This is a genomic window from Plesiocystis pacifica SIR-1 (genome assembly GCF_000170895.1).
In the GTDB taxonomy this organism is placed as follows: domain Bacteria; phylum Myxococcota_A; class Polyangia; order Nannocystales; family Nannocystaceae; genus Plesiocystis; species Plesiocystis pacifica.
Genome location: NZ_ABCS01000023.1, coordinates 46,286 through 62,134, shown reverse-complemented (window position 1 = coordinate 62,134; position 15,849 = coordinate 46,286). Strand labels below are relative to the sequence as shown.

At 69.7% G+C, this 15,849-nt stretch carries 12 protein-coding genes, 2 tRNA genes and 1 pseudogene; 12 read left to right on the top strand and 3 right to left on the bottom strand.

The window, feature by feature from the left end; all coding sequences use genetic code 11:
* Positions 1-358: 358 nt before the first annotated feature.
* From PPSIR1_RS14240 to PPSIR1_RS14215, 6 genes are all read left to right on the top strand, one after another.
* Positions 359-2,653: a (Fe-S)-binding protein gene (locus tag PPSIR1_RS14240; protein WP_006971783.1), complete on the top strand. Its 2,295-nt coding sequence runs from the start codon at positions 359-361 to the stop codon at positions 2,651-2,653.
* Positions 2,654-2,663: 10 nt separating this feature from the next.
* Entirely contained in the window at positions 2,664-2,984 is a 321-nt protein-coding gene (locus tag PPSIR1_RS14235; RefSeq protein ID WP_006971782.1) for a BolA family protein, read from the top strand.
* Positions 2,985-3,019: 35 nt separating this feature from the next.
* Positions 3,020-3,784, top strand: a complete 765-nt coding sequence (locus PPSIR1_RS14230; protein WP_006971781.1) for a hypothetical protein — start codon at positions 3,020-3,022, stop codon at positions 3,782-3,784.
* Between the two features lie 296 nt (positions 3,785-4,080).
* Entirely contained in the window at positions 4,081-5,424 is a 1,344-nt protein-coding gene (locus PPSIR1_RS14225; protein ID WP_006971780.1) for a condensation domain-containing protein, read from the top strand.
* A gap of 586 nt (positions 5,425-6,010) precedes the next feature.
* A complete protein-coding gene (locus PPSIR1_RS14220) occupies positions 6,011-6,604 on the top strand; it encodes a hypothetical protein (RefSeq protein ID WP_006971779.1) in 594 nt (197 codons plus the stop codon).
* Between the two features lie 230 nt (positions 6,605-6,834).
* Positions 6,835-8,079, top strand: coding sequence for a fibrinogen-like YCDxxxxGGGW domain-containing protein (locus tag PPSIR1_RS14215; RefSeq protein WP_198154511.1), 1,245 nt, complete (start codon positions 6,835-6,837; stop codon positions 8,077-8,079).
* On the opposite strand, the gene PPSIR1_RS14210 is transcribed toward PPSIR1_RS14215, so the two are convergent.
* The 3 genes and pseudogenes from PPSIR1_RS14210 to ggt all read right to left on the bottom strand — a co-directional run bounded on the left by PPSIR1_RS14210 (position 8,046) and on the right by ggt (position 10,314).
* Complete coding sequence (locus PPSIR1_RS14210; protein ID WP_006971777.1) at positions 8,046-8,228, bottom strand: hypothetical protein; 183 nt, start codon at positions 8,226-8,228, stop codon at positions 8,046-8,048. The two genes, PPSIR1_RS14215 and PPSIR1_RS14210, sit on opposite strands and share 34 nt — an antisense overlap.
* A gap of 14 nt (positions 8,229-8,242) precedes the next feature.
* A pseudogene (locus PPSIR1_RS51215) lies at positions 8,243-8,332 on the bottom strand (helix-turn-helix domain-containing protein); the annotation flags it as partial.
* A 116-nt stretch (positions 8,333-8,448) separates the two neighbouring features.
* Complete coding sequence (gene ggt / locus PPSIR1_RS14205) at positions 8,449-10,314, bottom strand: gamma-glutamyltransferase (RefSeq protein ID WP_086001318.1); 1,866 nt, start codon at positions 10,312-10,314, stop codon at positions 8,449-8,451.
* Positions 10,315-10,646: 332 nt separating this feature from the next.
* Here ggt and PPSIR1_RS14200 point away from each other — a divergent pair.
* The 6 genes from PPSIR1_RS14200 (at position 10,647) to PPSIR1_RS14175 (ending at position 15,840) form a co-directional block, all read left to right on the top strand.
* A tRNA-Gln gene (locus tag PPSIR1_RS14200) sits at positions 10,647-10,717 on the top strand.
* A gap of 76 nt (positions 10,718-10,793) precedes the next feature.
* Positions 10,794-10,865, top strand: a tRNA-Glu gene (locus tag PPSIR1_RS14195).
* Positions 10,866-10,982: 117 nt separating this feature from the next.
* Positions 10,983-12,047: an N-formylglutamate amidohydrolase gene (locus PPSIR1_RS14190; protein WP_006971775.1), complete on the top strand. Its 1,065-nt coding sequence runs from the start codon at positions 10,983-10,985 to the stop codon at positions 12,045-12,047.
* A gap of 307 nt (positions 12,048-12,354) precedes the next feature.
* Positions 12,355-13,044 carry a hypothetical protein gene (locus tag PPSIR1_RS14185; RefSeq protein WP_045115989.1) on the top strand — a complete coding sequence of 230 codons (690 nt, stop codon included), beginning with the start codon at positions 12,355-12,357 and terminating at the stop codon, positions 13,042-13,044.
* A 51-nt stretch (positions 13,045-13,095) separates the two neighbouring features.
* Positions 13,096-14,109, top strand: a complete 1,014-nt coding sequence (locus PPSIR1_RS14180; protein ID WP_157595538.1) for a hypothetical protein — start codon at positions 13,096-13,098, stop codon at positions 14,107-14,109.
* Between the two features lie 120 nt (positions 14,110-14,229).
* Positions 14,230-15,840 carry a B12-binding domain-containing radical SAM protein gene (locus PPSIR1_RS14175; RefSeq protein WP_006971772.1) on the top strand — a complete coding sequence of 537 codons (1,611 nt, stop codon included), beginning with the start codon at positions 14,230-14,232 and terminating at the stop codon, positions 15,838-15,840.
* Positions 15,841-15,849 lie beyond the last annotated feature (9 nt).

The window sequence follows — 15,849 nt, the reverse complement described above, 5'->3', positions numbered from 1 at the left end:
CCCGCGACGCGGAGTCGTCGAGAGCGCCGTTTCCTGGCAAACTGCCGCGGATCGCGGGGGATCGCTCCCGACCACGCCGGGCTGACCCGTCAAGCGGGCGCCAGGTGGGAACAGGCTAGCAGGATGGGCGCGCAATGGCGCGCTTTTGTGGAGGCTGGCGATGAAACGCTGCGGGGGTCCTCGACCGTGGGATCTCCGTGGGCCCGTGCCCTACGAGTCCGCCCCGGCCGGGGTCGCGCGCAAGGCCTTGAACGCTGTGGTATAGCGCGCGCGAACGGGTAGAGACCGGATCCGGCACACGGCTGTCCCCCCCGGCCAGCGCGCCGCTCGACCCATCCACCAACCCACGAGCCCAGACATGTTCAAGCTCCTCGCCTTCGTCGTCGTCGTCGCCATCGCCCTCGGCCTGTTCGTCAAGAACCTCTCGAAGTTCGTCAAGATCGCGGCCCTTGGTCGCCCCGCCGGCCTCGAGGAGACCTGGGGGGAGCGCATCGCCAGCTTGATGACCTTCTTCTTCGGCCAGCGAAAGGTCGTCGAGGAGAAGCGCAGCTGGCACCACCTGGCGCTCTACTGGGGCTTTTTGATCCTCCAGGTCGGCCTCGTCGACATGGGCATCACCGGCCTGTTCGGCGAGTTCGGCCTGACCCTGGGCACGATCCTCGGTGACACCGGCCACGCCTGGCTCAAGTTCTTCGTCGACTGGGGCAACTTCGTCGTCGGCATGGCGCTCCTGTACGCCTTCACCCGGCGCCTGGTCATCAAGCCGACCTTCGTCCCGGTCAGCCTCGACGCCATGCTGATCCTCGGCGCCATCTCGATCATCGTGGTCACCCACTTCGGCCACCACGTGTTCGAGATGGCCCACAGCGGCATGATGGAGGACGGCGCGATGGTCTCCTACGCCATCGCCTCGGGCCTCGGCGTCGTGTCGGGGCCCGAGTGGGCCACCTCGGCCCCGGGCGGCGGATCCGTGCTCTTGAACAACGTCCGCATGGACTCGGACACGGCGCACCTGCTCGGCGAGGTCCACTGGTGGGCGCACATGGGCGTGGTCCTGTCCTTCCTCAACTACCTACCCTTCTCCAAGCACATCCACGTCCTCGGCTCGGGCCCGAACATCCTCCTGCGTCGCCAGGGGCAGCGCGGGATCATGCCCAAGCTCGTGCTCATGCCGCCCGAGCCCACCGACGAGGAGCTCGAGGCCATGGAGGAGTCGGACGAGGAGATGGAGGAGCCCCCGATCCCCTGGGAGAACTGGGGCGTCGGGCGCATCGAGGACTTCGACTGGAAGTCGCTCATCGACAACTACGCCTGCACCGAGTGCGCGCGCTGCACGACCTACTGCCCGGCCTTTGCCACGCAAAAGCCGCTCTCGCCCATGCACCTCATCCACGACCTCAAGGATGAGATGAAGGACCGCGGCGGCCTGCTGGTCGCGCTCGAGGAGGCCGGCGGCCAGCGGCCCATGTACGAGCCGGACACCGGCGAAGAGGGCTTCCCGGAGGACTTCGACGAGGAGTCGCCCGCCTACAAGGCGCTCGGGGCCGAGGCCCAGACCGACAAGATCACCGAGATCAAGAAGATGCTCGGCGAGCTCCCGCCGCTCATCGGCGGGCGCATCAAGGACGAGACCCTGTGGAGTTGCACGACCTGCGGCGCCTGCCAGGAGGTCTGCCCCGTCTTCATCGAGCACCCCCTCAAGATCCTGCAGATGCGCACGCGCATCGTGCTCAACGACGAAGAGGGCCGCACCCCCGGCGACATCACCCGCGTCATCGGCAACATCGCCGACGGCCAGGGCAACCCCTGGAACGACAACACGGACCGCATGGCCTGGGCCGAGGGCCTGAACGTCCCGACGGTGGACGACAAGCCCAACGCCGAGTGGCTGCTCTTCGTCGGCTGCGCGGGCGCCCTCGACGACGGGGCCAAGAAGACCTCCCGCGCCCTGGTCCGCATCCTCCACGCCGCCGGGGTCGACTTCGCCGTGCTCGGCAAGCAAGAAAAGTGCACCGGCGACACGCTGCGCCGCCTGGGCGCCGAGGACAAGTTCCAGGAGCTCGCCGCCGAGCAGGTCGAGCTCATGAACGAGCACCAGGTCACCAAGGTGATCGCGACCTGCCCGCACTGCTTCCACGTGATCAAGAACGAGTACCCGCAGTTCGGCGGGGACTACGAGGTCGTCCACCACGCCGACCTCATCGCGCGCTTGCTCGAGGACGGGAAGCTCAAGGTCGAGAACCCCTACGACAAGAAGTTCACCTACCACGACAGCTGCTACCTCGGCCGCTGGAACTCGGTCTACGAGGGCCCGCGCACGGCCATCGCCAAGAGCCTCGGGGCCAAGGGCCAGTTCGTCGAGCTCGGCCGCAACAAGGAGCACGGCTTTTGCTGCGGCGCCGGCGGTGGCCGGATGTGGGTCGAGGAGGAGACCCACAAGCGGGTCAACGTCAACCGCAGCGAGGAGATCGTCGAGGCCAAGGTCGACGCCGTCGCCGTCGGCTGCCCCTTTTGCAAGACGATGATCTCCGACGGCATGAAGCACTTCGACAAGGACGAGGACATCGAGGTCCTCGACATCGCCCAGGTCGTCGCCGCCACCTTGCCGCCCGAGACCACAGCCGACGCCGCGGGCGAGTCGGCCGCCCAGTGAGCAAGACGCCATGAGCGGGCCGGTCCAGGACTCGATCCACGACGCCCTCGTGGCCGCGCTCGCGCCCACGGTGCTCGAGGTCATCAACGAGTCGGGCAACCACAACGTGCCGCCCGGCTCCGAGACCCACTTCAAGGTCATCGTCGTGAGCCCTGCCTTCGAGGGCAAGACCCTCGTCGCGCGCCACCGGGCCGTGAACTCGGCCCTCGCCGAGCAGCTCGCGGGCCCCGTGCACGCCCTCTCGATTCAGGCCTTCACGGCCCCGCAGTGGGCCGAGCGCGGCGGCGTCGTGCCCGACTCGCCGCCTTGTCTGGGCGGCTCGAAGCGCTGAACACCCGAGCGCCCGGCCGCCGTACACTCTCGGGTATGCGGCATGGCTGGAGCGTCCTTGGGCTGATCCTCGCGGTGGGCTGCGGGCCCGACTCGGTCGACGCCGACACCGACTCAGGCTCGGGCGCCGACGAGCTCGGCGACGCCGGCTGCGACTACGAGGACTTCGAGGTCCCTCCCCTCGACGAGCCCGACGCCTGCGCGTCCTACTTTGGCGACCCGCCGCTGGCCTTCGATCCGCGCGACATCCCGCTGGAGATCGTCAACGCGCGCGACGAGGCCGTGCTGATCTACGAGCAGGGCTCGGGCTGCCAGCACGCCCCGCGGTGGTTCTCGCTGACGGGGAGCTACGCCGGGCGCGAGGTGTGGCTGCCCTTGACCAACTGCGAGACGCAGTGGCCCTCGTGCGCGACCTACAGCGAGGACCCCCCGACTTGCCTGCTGTGCCAGACCTTCCACGCGCCGATCTACATCGAGCCGGGCGGGCGCTTCTCGACGACCTGGCGGGCTGCGGCGGCCCTCGATCTCGAGCTGCCCGCGAGCTGCAACGTCGCCGGGGAGGCCACGAGCTGCTGGGCGCCGACCCCCCTGCCGCCGGAGACCTACAGCCTCGAGGCCCTCGGCCAGCCCGCGAGCGAGTGCGATCTGGTCAACTGCTCGTGCACCCCCGACGCCGACGGGAGCTGCCCGGTCGATCTGGGGCTGGACGGGGACTACGCCGTCGTGTTCGACGAGCTGAGCCTGTCGGCGTCGCTGGAGTGGTCGAGCACCTGTAATTCGATTTCACTGCGCTTCGAGTGAGTTCTGTTTTGCCCCCACAGCCGCCTGGGACCGGGGACGCTTCGTCGCCCCGCTCCTCCTCTTTGGCTTGGTGGGCAATGGAGTTCGTGCCTTGGAGAAGGCTCGTGGTCGCCCCCGCCCGCGCGGGCGTGGATTCGTTGACAGTCTCCGAGTCGTGGACGTGGGGCAGGGAGGGCGTGGCGTCGTCCACGACGGCTCAAATACTCAGGCGCGAACGAGTCATCACACGCGCTTTGCCTGAATGAGAATCGCTCGCCCCATGACTCCCCTCTCGGACCCCGGCCCCGAGACGAGTCATGCCAGTCGCCCAGCAAGCCCGCGAGCCCGAGACCTTCGCCCTCACCCCCGGCCAGCGCCTGCTGTGGGACGATCTGGCGCCCAGCGGCGCTCAGCTCAACATCGGCAGCCTCGTCCTCGTCCCGGGTGACCTCGACGTCGACGCCTTCTACCGCGCCCTGGCCCAGTCCCTCGCCGAGCACGACGCCTTCTCGATCCGCCTCGTCGCCGATCCGACCGGAGGCGTCCCCCGCCAGCGCGTCGAGCCCACCAAGCCCCTGCTCCAGCTCGTCGACCTGTCCGCCGCCCTCGACCCCACCGCGGCCGCCCACGCCCGCGCCCGCCAGCTCATGGCCGCGCCCCTCGACAGCTTCGGCCCGGTCCTCTACCGCTCCCAGCTCCTCGACCTCGGCGCGGACGGCTGCGCCTGGCTGTTCGTCGCCAACCACCTCGCCGCCGACGGCTGGAGCCTCGCGCTGTTCGTCGATCACGTCCTGCGCCGCTACGCCGCCGACATCGAGGGGGAGCCCTGCGAGCCCAAGATCGCCTCCTTCGTCGAATGGGCTCGGGAGGGCAAGGCCACAAACGCAGCGCGCCTCGCCGACAAGGCCGCCTACTGGGACGCCCGCCTCGACGCCAACTCCGAGGCTCTGCTCCCGCCGCCCGCCGTCCCCAGCCCGACCGCCCGCAGCCTCACCACGCCGATCCCCAGCCCGCTCCACGCGCGCATGGCCGCCTACTGCACCGAGCACCGCGCCAGCCCCCAGGTGCTCATCCAGGCCGCCCTCGGCGTCGCCCTGAGCCAGGCCCAGGCGCGCACCGGCTGGACCCTCCTGCTCACCTCAAGCAACCGCCGCGGCGCCAAGCTTCGGCGCATGTCCGGTCAACACGCCGGCGTGCACCCCTTTCGCTGGGACTTCGACGCCGACCAGACCATGGCCGAGCTCCTCACCCAGGTCCGCCAGGCCATGCTCCAGGACTACCGCCAGCTCCCCTTCCAGCCCAACGCCGGCGATCGCAGCGCCGCCGTCGAGTTCGGCGTCCGCTTCAACAGCTACCCCTTCGAATTCCTCCTCTCCGAGCTCGAGGGCCGCCCGCTCACCATCCTCCCCCTGCGCAGCGAGGCCCCCATCGGCCCCCTCGAGGTCATCTACGTCGACCTCGGCCCCGCCCGCGAGCGCACCGTCAGCTTCAACTACGACCCCCGGGCCCTCAGCGGTGCCGAGGTCGAAGCCATCCAGACCGCCATCTTCCAGCTCATCGAGGCCGTCCTGGACTCCCCCGAGCACCCCATCCCCCAGCTCGACGTCACCTATCCCCGGGCCCTCGGCCAGGCTCAGCAGCTCGCCCTGGCCGCGGACTGACGAACGAGCACCCAAGCAGAGCGCACCCAAGCGCACCGCTCACCTCTCCCCGCTCCGAAACCCCAGCATCCTGCTCGCCAACCGAGAGCAGGCCGCTCGGTGGGAGGGGACCTGCGACGAGCACCGAGCCGCCTGCAGCCCCTGGAAGAGCTGAAGCTGCGGCTCGGCTCGAGCGCAGGAGTGGGGAGGGCTCCCGCCGAATAGGCCGCGGAGCACCGCCGGAGCCTCGAGAGCACCGCGGTGCCGTACGCACCGCAGCACGGCACGCACGCCAGAGGCCCTAGACACAACCCAAAGCGCAACCTGCGCCAACCGTTTCCAAACCCCGCACCAAGCGCAATTTCAAAACCCGAACACCGCCCAAGCTCACCCCACCGACTTCCCCCAAAGCCACTCCCTGACACCCACGCCCTACCCCTCAAACACCCCCCAAACCCCCGCGAGCACCCCAATCCCCCGCCCGCGCAACCTGCTCGCCCCCGCCTTCACAGATCGCTGACATTCATGTCCTAGCCCCACTCAGACCCCACCCAGCCGGCTTTTTTTGACTCATTGCCCCCGCCCGAGCCGTGGCTACCGTGAATGCATGGCTTTCTTCTCGCGGTGGCGTCACGCCCTCGCAGGCCCCCCTGCCACCACCCCCCATTCACCCCGCGCGTTCGCCCCCATCGTCCGCGCCTGCCTCCTCGTCCTGACCACGGCGAGCCTCCCCTTCACCCTCACCGCCTGCGACGAAGGCGGTGACGACGACCTCGACGTCCTCGACGTCAACGCCCTCGACCAGCGGGCCGCGTGCGATGATCTGACCATCGTCGCCGCGCGCCAGGACGGGAGCGAGGCGCTCTTGATCGGCATCGACGACGGCCTCGCCGCCGAGGTGTTCGCGTACGGCGAGCAGATCGAGACGACCTACTCGCTGCCCGACGAGCGCGTGACCCTGCGGTGGATCGCGGGGACCAACGTCTTCCAGGGCCAGTGCGGCCTCGACAGCGGCGACAGCTGGTCCGTCGACGATCGCCTCGACGCCATCGAGGGCGAGCTTCACGTCCGCCTCGCCCCCCATGAAGACGGGACCGTCGGCTTGGTCGCCGACATCGAGCAGCTCGTCCTGGCCGAAAAGGACGACGACGACCCCGCCGTGATGCTCATGCCCATGACCCTGGAGTTGGGCCTGGACTGACATGCGGAGCCCGCGAGGCTCGTGACAGCGAGACGCCCGCACCGCCCGAGTTGGCGCGGTGCGGGCTTTTTTCATGGTACCCGGCGCTCCTGAGACTGCCCGTGCCGGCGATGGGCGATCGGGCCGGCCGGGGGATGGCGCGGCGCCAACTCGCCCACGATGCGCGCCAGCGCCCACATTTGCGACCGAAACGGGACAAAGACCGGATCCCGAGCGTCGACAGTGGATCCATGGCGACCACACGTACGCTCTTGAACTCTGCCCTTTGCCTCGGCCTGTGCCTCCCCTTCACCGCCTGCACCGACGACGCTAGCGGCGCGACCACGGACGACTCGGGCTCCGACGACGAGGTCGGCTCGACCGAGGAGAGCAGCTCCGGGGAAGAGACCGAGACCGGCAGCTCCACCGGCGAGACGACGGAAGAGAGCACGGAAGAGTCGACCGAGGAGACCACGGACGAGACCACCGAGGACACGACGGACGAGACCACCGAAGACACGACGGACGAGACCACCGAGGACACCACCGAAGGCGTCGAGTCGGCGTGCGGCGACGGCATCGTCGAGGGCGACGAGGTCTGCGACGACGGGGTCAACGACGGCGCCTACGGGGGCTGCAACGCCGACTGCATGTCGCTGGCGGCCTACTGCGGCGACGCCGAGGTCAACGGCCCCGAGGACTGCGACGACGCCAACGCCGAGCTCGACGACGGCTGCCTCGACGACTGCACCGCCCCGTCGAGCTGCGCCGACTTGCTCGCCTACGACGACGCCCTCGAGGACGGCGTCTACGCCATCGCGCCCGAGGGCTGGGACGGCGAGCCCTTCGACGCCTACTGCGACATGGAGGACAACGGCTGGACCCTGGTCATGCGCTTCGCCCCGAGCGGCGGCCAGTTCGACTTCTACAGCCCCGCGTGGACCGACGCGAGTCTGGTCAACGAGGGCGTCCTCGACCCCGCCGACGACTCCGACGGCAAGTTCCAGGCCTACCTGTCCGTCCCGGCCATGGAGCTGCGCGGCTGCATGCGCCACCCCATGACCAACGACTACGCGTGCAAGGCCTACGACCTGCCGATGACCGCCACGGCCGTCGACCTGTTCACCAACACGCCGATCGGCTCGGACCTCGACGGCGAGGGGCTCTACTTCACCGAGGACGACAACCAAAAGCTCGAGTGGCTGACCATCCAGGGGCGCTCCGTCGCCGAGTCCTCGGTCTCGCCCAACTACATCGAGGTCGGGGTCAACATCGACGACGACCAGTCCTGCTACGACGCCAAGGTCCGCTTTGGCCTGGTCCTCAACAACGAGTCCAACATCAGCACCCTCAACGACGCCGCCGGCTTCGGGACGGCGTCCTACTACACCTCGAGCTGCGACTTCGAGGGCCAGGACGCCCCCTGGCGGACCCCCGCCGGGTTCTCGGCGGGGCCCAACATCTACGAGACGGCTGGCACCATCTGGGTGCGCTGATTCCCGTAGTGGCTCAGGTGCCACAAACCGAGGGCCATGGGCACGATGAACATCGTGCCCGACAGCACCACCGTCGCGCCCAAGGACAGCTCCCCGAGCACCCGCACCAGCAGCGGGATGTAGTAGCCCTTGACCAGCAAGGTGCCCACGTCGAGGAGCGCGACTGGTTGATGCCCAGGGCCTCCGCCGCGGCCCGCGAGCTCCCGCCCCGCGCCGCGGCCAGGAACGCCCGCAGGTCGTCCCAGTTGTCCATCCCCGGACTCCTATCCTAGCAGGACATCGGAGAAGTCCTCACGACACCTCGCTTGGTCTTTTCGCCGAGCTGCTTTCCTGGATCATGGGTCCCGGCGCGGCCGGGGTGGGCGACTGCTAGTAGGCGCTCGCCGAGCCGCCGTCGCGGGTGACGTCGGCCACCGCCGTGTAGGCGCCGGTGCTCGGACCGACCTCGATGCAGTTGGCGTGGCCGATGCGCCAGCTCCGGGTCTTGAGCTCGTGGCCCTTGTTCTCCAGCCCCTTCATGAGCTTGGGGTCGAGGCCCTCCTCGTACCAGATGGCGTCGGGCATCCACTGGTGATGGATGCGGAGCTCGCGGACGGCGTCGAGCAAGCTGCGATCGTAGTCAATCAGCTGCAAGATGATCTGCGCGACGGTGGTGGTGATGGTCGGGCCGCCGGGCGAGCCGACCACGGCGCGCAGCTTGCCGTCCTCGACCACGATCGTCGGGGTCATGGAGCTGAGCATGCGCTTGCCCGGCGCGATCGCGTTTTGCGGGCCCTGGATCAGCCCGAACATGTTCGGGCTGCCGACCTTGGCCGTGAAGTCGTCCATCTCGTTGTTGAGGATGACGCCCGTGCCCGGGACCACGACCTTGGCCCCGAAGCCGCCGTTGAGGGTGTAGGTATTGGCCACCGCCAGGCCCGAACCGTCGACCACGCTGAAGTGGGTGGTCTGCTCGCTCTCTTTGACCTCCACGCCCGCGCCGACCTCGGACGAGGGCGTGGCCTTCTTGGGGTCGATGTCGGCGACGCGCTCGTCGATGTAGCTGACGTCGAGCAGGGTCTCCATCGGGATCTCGATGAAGTCGGGGTCGCCGAGGAGCAGGTTCCGGTCGGCGTAGGTGCGGCGCAGGATCTCGACGTAGTGGTGGACCTGGTCGACGCTGTGCCAGGGCTTCTTGCCCATGTCGAGGGCCTCGGAGGCCGCGAGGATCTGGCGCAGGACCACCCCGCCAGCCGAGGGCGGCGGCATCGCGATGATCTGCCGGCCGCGGTAGTCGAAGATCAGCGGCTGGCGCTCGACGGGGTCATAGTTGGCCAGATCCTCGGCGGTCCAGATGCCCCCGAGCTCCTGGACCTGCGCGGCCATGTGCGCCGCGAAGGGTCCGGCGTAGAAGCCGTCGCGGCCCTCGTCGGCGATGCGCTGCAAGGTCGCGGCGAGCTCGGGCTGGGTCCACACCTCGCCGACGGCGAAGTTGCTCCCGTCTGGCTTGAGGAAGGTCTTGGCCGAGTCCGGGAAGCCCTTGTCGGTCATGCGCTTGGCCGCGTAGCCCAGGTCCTTGGCGTGCTCTTCGTCGAGGGTCCAGCCGTCGCGGGCCAGGGCCACGGCCGGCTCGACCACCTGCTTCCAGTCGAGCGTGCCCCACTTTTGGTGGGCGTACCAAAAGCCCGCCACGTCGCCAGGGATGCCCGCCGCGAGGGCGCCGACCGTGCTCTTGTTGGTCAGCTCGCCGGACTCGTCGAGGTACATGTCCGCGGTCGCGGCCCCCGGGGCCTCCTCGCGGTAGTCGACGGCCGTGGCCTTGCCGTCGGGGAAGCGGATGACCATGAAGCCGCCCCCGCCGATGTTGCCGGCCGAGGGCTGCGTGACCGAGAGGGCGAAGCCCACGGCCACCGCCGCGTCGATGGCGTTGCCGCCCGCTTGCATGATCTCGACGCCGATGCGGCTGGCGTTGGCCTCGGCGCTGGCGACCGCACCCTGCTTGCCCGAGGCCGACTCGACCAGCTCCTGCGCCGGGCTGGGCTCCCCCGCGGGCTCGAGGCGCAGGACCAGCGGCTTGGCTTCGGCCTCCGCCGATGACGCGTCAGGCTGCGCGGCCGTGTCATCGGGCTGCTGCGCCTCGTCGGGTCCGGGGCCCCGGCACGCCCCGAGCGCAAAGGACAGCCACACGGATCCGGCGATCGCTCCGAGGCGAGTGAGCGTGGGGATCCGAAGCGAGGCGGAGCGGTTACGACGCATGCAAGCAGGGTAACGGCTTCCGCCAGGGGACGCGCCAGCCGGTCCGAGCGGGCTTGACCCGAACACGAGGAGATCTCGCTCTCGCGCCGGTCGAACAGGCAAATCGAGCCCTCGTAATCTGCAGAGCAGACCGAACACATGGCCAGGTTCGGGGTCCAGCGGCGCCTGGGAGGCCATGAGACGACTACCCAGACGCTCCAACACATTTTGGAAAATCCTCCTTGACACCTCGCTCGCGTTGGTCCAGATTCCCCGGGCCTCGCAAGGGGCTCCTACCTCGCCCGAACAGCTCCGCCTCACTTCGGGCAAAACGACCTCGCGTCGAGCCATGTTCGGGAATCGTCTAAGGGTAGGACAACGGTTTCTGGTACCGTCAATCAAGGTTCGAATCCTTGTTCCCGAACTTCCCCTGACCGCCTCAGTCGCCGCTCTCACGAGCACCTGAGCCACCGCGCCCCCGGGCGCACCAACCAAGCTACGGCCCTGTGGTCTAGCGGTTAGGACGGCGGCCTCTCACGCCGCAATCCCGAGTTCGATTCTCGGCAGGGTCACGCTGAACCCCCGCTCTCCGGAGCGGGGGTCTTTTTTTGCTTGGAGCCCTCCCCCAGCTCGGCCCAGCCCGCGACGCGCCCATCGCCGGAGGGACGATGTACACTAGCGAATTCCGGATGGCCGAGCTCGGACGCAGCGAGACCTTGAGCGCAGAGGTGGTCGGCCTCGAGGCGGGCGCGTCCTTGCCCTTCGAGTTCCGCCCCGCGGCCTTCGCCAGCCCCGTGGTCGTCAGCTTCCCCCACGTCGGCCTCGAGTGGCCGGCCGGGCTCGGACCGCGGCCGCAGGTCAACTTCCCGCGCAACGCGGACTACGCGGTGGATCGCCTCTACGTCCGGGCCGAGGCCCTGGGTGCGGCGACGGTCCGCGCTCGCCACTCGCGCTTGGTCGTCGATCTCAACCGAGCGGACGACGACGTCAGCTCCGAGATCGTTCCCGATCACCCGCACCCCAACCCCCGACCCTCGACGAGCTCGCTGAGCATCGGCCAGCAGCGCCGGCCGATCCGCAACCGCGGCGTCCTGTGGCGCAGCGCCGTGGGCAACATCCCGCTGCTCACCGCCCTGCCCTACGCCCAGTTCGCCGAGCGCATCAGCCGCTACCACGCGCCCTACTACGCCGCCCTCGAGCGCTTGCTCGAGCGTCGACGTCGACGCTTTGGCTACGCCATCTTGCTCGACGCCCACAGCATGCCGGGGACCGTGGCCGGCGATCTCGTCCTGGGGACCTGCGCGGGCCGCTCGTGCGCGCCGCTCCTGAGGACCGTCGCCGAGCGGGCCTTGACGGGTCGAAGCGATCGCCTGCGCCCGCACTTTGGCGGCAACTGGCCGTTGAGCTTCGCCATCGACGATCCCTACCAGGGGGGCAACATCGTCACCCACTTCGGCCGCCCCGATCTGGGCGTGCACGCCATCCAGCTCGAGATCAGCCGGGCGCTGTACATGGACGAGTACCGCCTCGATCTGCACCCGGCTCCCGATCCCAGCTTCGTCGACGACGCCCGAACCCGCGGGCGGCCCGCGTGGCTCCGCGGCGCCGACAAGCGCGGGCCCCAGCTTCGCGAGCAGCGCCGCCTCGCCGCGCTCGTCGCTGCCCTCGACGAGCTCGTCCGCGCCCTGACGCGCGAGCACAATCAGCTCGCGTTACCCACGCTGCCGGGCGAAGCGCCCGCGGCCGCCGAGTGAGCCCGAACGGGCCGGGAGGCCTGTCCAGCGTCGTTCACCCAGCATGTGTCCAGGACCTCGCAAGAGCGCCTCGAACCTGACGCACGGCCCGATGCACGGAAGTTGCGTCAGCTCAATTTTCGGGCGCGATCGTCAGCCGCTCAGCTCACTGGGTGTCCCTTGTGTGAGCTCCGCCCGTGACGCTACACTCGCGCCACGACGCCCCAGGTTGCGCGATGCGCTGCGCACCTCGAAAACTCCTCCGCGGCCGCCGCGTTTGCGACCGCCTCTGGAGCCCAACCGGACGACGACAAAAGGACTCGTGGCCGTGAACCAACCCAACCAAGAAGCGGATGCCTTTGACGACCTGCTCGGACAGCTCGTTGACGAGCTGGCGATGACGCCGGCGGCCGAGCCCGAGCCCGAGCCCGAGCCCGAGCCCGAGCCCGTCCCCGCCGCGAATGCAGCCCCCCCGGCCGAGGTCGCGGTCGCGGCCGCCCCTCCGGCCAAGAGCAACGGACTGGCCATCGCCGGCATCATCGGCGGCGCGATTGTGGTCGTCGGCGTGATCGGCATCCTCGTCCTCGGCGGCAAGAAGGAAGAGCCCGTCGCCGAGAAGGACAAGACCGAGGAGAAGGCGGACGAGAAAGCCGACGCCGCCAAGAAGGCGGACGAGCCCGTGCCGCCCACCCCGGGCGCCACGCCTCCGGTCGCCGGCCAGCCCGGCGCCGCGGTCGGCCCCGACGGTCAGCCCATCGCCCCGCAGCCCGGCGCCGTCGGCCCCGACGGCCAGCCCATCGCCCCGCAGCCCGGCGCCGTCGGCCCCGATGGCCAGCCCATCGCCCCGCAGCCCGGCGCCGTCGGCCCCGACGGCCAGCCCATCGCCGCCGATCCCAACGCGGCCCCGGCTGAAGAGACCAAGGCTGCCGCGCCGAAAAAGAAAAAGAAGAAGAAGAAAAAGAAGAAGACCACGACGACGGCCACCAAGAAGAAGGCCGACTCCTTCGACGACCTGTAGTCGCCGCTTGGCGACTCGAGACCGCCCTCTTCGATCTTTTCTTTCGTGATCATGCGCCGACTCCAAGCCCCCATCGCCCTCGTGCTCTCGCTGAGCGTGCCGAGCGTGGCCTTCGCTTCGCCCGCTCCGCCCGCGCCCACGGCGCCCGCTCCGGCGGCGCCCTCCGAGCCGGCTCCCTCGCCCGCCGAGATGACGGACGAGCAAAAGATCGAGCTCGCCAAAGAGAAGTACTCGGCCGCCGAGGGCCTCGCGGCCGAGGGCAAGTGGGTGGAAGCCGTGCCGCTCTACGAGGAGGCCTACTACCTCGTCCCGGGCAAGCACGGCTTCGCGCACAAGGTCGGCGTCGCGGCCTTCAAGGCGGGCGACTGCAACAAGGCCAACTCCTACCTCAAGCACTTCCTGACCTACGGCGACCCCGAGAAGTACGTCGAGAAGATGGATCAGGCCAAGCAGATCCTCGGTGAGATCTCGGTCTCGGGCTGCGCCTCCGACCAAGCGGCCGCGGCGACCACGACCACGACCACGGCCGTCGCGACAGACGAGGAAGATCCCCTCGGCGACAGCACCCGCGAGCAGCGGCAGGATGAAGCCGCCGAGTCGCGCAAGGCCGTCAAGGAAGAAAAGCGCGGGCTCAAGACCGGCGGCATCGCCCTGGTCACCGTCGGCGGCCTCGGCGTCGTCGCTGGCATCGTCGGGATCGCGATCGCGTCGGGCACCGCCAACACCCTCGACGAGCTGTCGACCAACGCGACGGCCTCGGGCTTCCCCGTCGGCGACTACGCGTGCCGCTTCGTCGAGAACAACCAATGCCCCTACCAGCTCGAGAGTCGCCTGCGCGCCTCGAACATCACCGCCTACGTCGGCCTCGGCGTCGGCGGGGTCGCGCTCATCGGCGGCGCGGCGATGTTGGCCATCTACTCGATCAACAAGAAGAAGAGCGGCGGCGCCGATCCGACCGAGCCCGAGCCGGATCCCGGCGCCGAAGGTGGCGTGGAGCTGACCGGCATCGCGCCCATGCTCGTCCCCGGCGGCGGTGGCGGAGCGGTGGTCGAGCTGCGCTTTTGAGCGCCCTCCCCTCCCGCTCGAGGAACGAGCCCGCGCCCTTCGGTGCGGGCTCGTCCGCGTTTGCGCCCGCGCTTTTGCGAGCCGGGCCGTTGGCGGCTATGAACGCGACCTAGACGACGGATGGCCAGGGCGAAGACACGAACACGCAGCCGGGGCTCGGGATCCCGGCGAGGCGGCCGCGAAGCGGAGCTCGAGCGGATCCGTCGACGCCTCGCTCGCGAGACCGGCACCCTCGCCCTCGGCCAGCCCGCGGCGGTCTGCCTGGCCTACCCGAGCCCCTACCACGTGGGCATGTCGAGCCTGGGCTTCCAGACCCTGTACCGCATCCTCAACGCCGAGGGTCCCGGCTGCCACCGCGCCTTCTTGCCCGACGAGTGGGAGCGCATGGCCCTGCCCTGGCCCCAGCCCAAGCGCCCGATCCTCAGCTACGAGGGCGAGCGGCCCATCTCCGACTACCCGATCATCGGCATCTCGGTCGCCTACGAGCTCGAGGTCAGCGGGCTGATCCGCCTGCTCGAGGGCGCCGGCATCCCCCTGCTCGCGGCCGACCGCGGGCCCCGGGACCCGATCATCATCGGCGGCGGCCCGCTGACCAACTCCAACCCCAGCGTGATCCTGCCCTTCGTCGACCTGATGATCGCCGGCGAGGCGGAGGGCCTGCTGCCCGAGGCCGTCGCCACCATCCTCGACACGCGAGGCCGACGAGCGGCCATCGACGCCGCTGGCCAGCTCCCGCACACCATCCGCGGCGAGGTCGACCCCGGCCACTTCGAGCCGCTGCCCGACATGGCCAAGGGCCCCGAGCTCTACCTGCCCGCGCACTCGGCCATCGTGACCCCCGATACGGAGCTCAGCGACATGTTCCTCGTCGAGCCCGAGCGCGGCTGCTCGCGGCGCTGCACCTTTTGTGTGATGCGCGGCGGGACCACGGGCGGCATGCGCCTGCTCGACAAAGAGGTGCCCCTCGCCCTGGTCCCCGAGCACGCCAAGAAGGTCGGCCTGGTCGGGGCCGCCGTCACCGACCACCCGCAGCTCGAGGAGCTCGTCGCCCGCATCGTCGAGCGCGGCAAGGGCATCGGCGTGTCGAGCCTGCGCGCCGATCGGCTGACCCCCGGGCTGCTGCGCAACCTCGCCGCGGGCGGCTACCGGACCATCACCGTGGCCTCCGACGGCATCTCCGAGCGCATGCGCAAGGTCCTCGATCGCCGCATCACCGAGGAGTCGATCCTGCGCGCGGCCAAGCTCATCGCCGCCGAGGGTTTCCACCGCATGAAGGTCTACGAGATGATGGGCGCGCCCGGAGAGACCGACGCCGACGCCGACGAGGTCGTGCGCTTCGCCCTCGAGCTGGCCAAGATCAACCGCCTGACCCTGACCTTCTCGACCTTCACCGCCAAGCGCAACACGCCCCTCGACGGCGCGCCCTTCATCGGGGTCAAGGCCGCCGAGGCGCGCCTCGATCGCATCAAGCGGGGCCTCAAGGGCAAGGTCGAGGTCCGCCCGCAGCCGCCCAAGTGGGCCTACGTCGAGTACCTCATCGCCCAGCGCGGGCCCGAGGTCGGCCACGCGGCCATCGAGGCCGTGCACGCCGGCGCCCGCTACCGCGACTGGCTCTCGGCCATCGAGCCCCTGCCGCCCAGCGAGCGCTCGCTGCGTTTTGGCGACGAGTGGCTCCGGGCCCGGCGCACGGGCAAGGCGGCCTCGCGCCCCCGCCTGCCCGTCGTCACCTGATTTTGGATC

What these genes read in the sequence shown, in the direction of transcription:
- PPSIR1_RS14235 (WP_006971782.1), top strand. Translation starts at nt 2,664, where the DNA reads ATGAGCGGGCCGGTCCAGGACTCGATCCACGACGCCCTCGTGGCCGCG.
- PPSIR1_RS14190 (WP_006971775.1), top strand. Translation starts at nt 10,983, where the DNA reads ATGGCCGAGCTCGGACGCAGCGAGACCTTGAGCGCAGAGGTGGTCGGC.
- PPSIR1_RS14240 (WP_006971783.1), top strand. Translation starts at nt 359, where the DNA reads ATGTTCAAGCTCCTCGCCTTCGTCGTCGTCGTCGCCATCGCCCTCGGC.
- PPSIR1_RS14180 (WP_157595538.1), top strand. Translation starts at nt 13,096, where the DNA reads ATGCGCCGACTCCAAGCCCCCATCGCCCTCGTGCTCTCGCTGAGCGTG.
- PPSIR1_RS14225 (WP_006971780.1), top strand. Translation starts at nt 4,081, where the DNA reads ATGCCAGTCGCCCAGCAAGCCCGCGAGCCCGAGACCTTCGCCCTCACC.
- ggt (WP_086001318.1), bottom strand. Translation starts at nt 10,314, where the DNA reads ATGCGTCGTAACCGCTCCGCCTCGCTTCGGATCCCCACGCTCACTCGC.
- PPSIR1_RS14230 (WP_006971781.1), top strand. Translation starts at nt 3,020, where the DNA reads ATGCGGCATGGCTGGAGCGTCCTTGGGCTGATCCTCGCGGTGGGCTGC.
- PPSIR1_RS14175 (WP_006971772.1), top strand. Translation starts at nt 14,230, where the DNA reads ATGGCCAGGGCGAAGACACGAACACGCAGCCGGGGCTCGGGATCCCGG.
- PPSIR1_RS14220 (WP_006971779.1), top strand. Translation starts at nt 6,011, where the DNA reads ATGGCTTTCTTCTCGCGGTGGCGTCACGCCCTCGCAGGCCCCCCTGCC.
- PPSIR1_RS14215 (WP_198154511.1), top strand. Translation starts at nt 6,835, where the DNA reads ATGGCGACCACACGTACGCTCTTGAACTCTGCCCTTTGCCTCGGCCTG.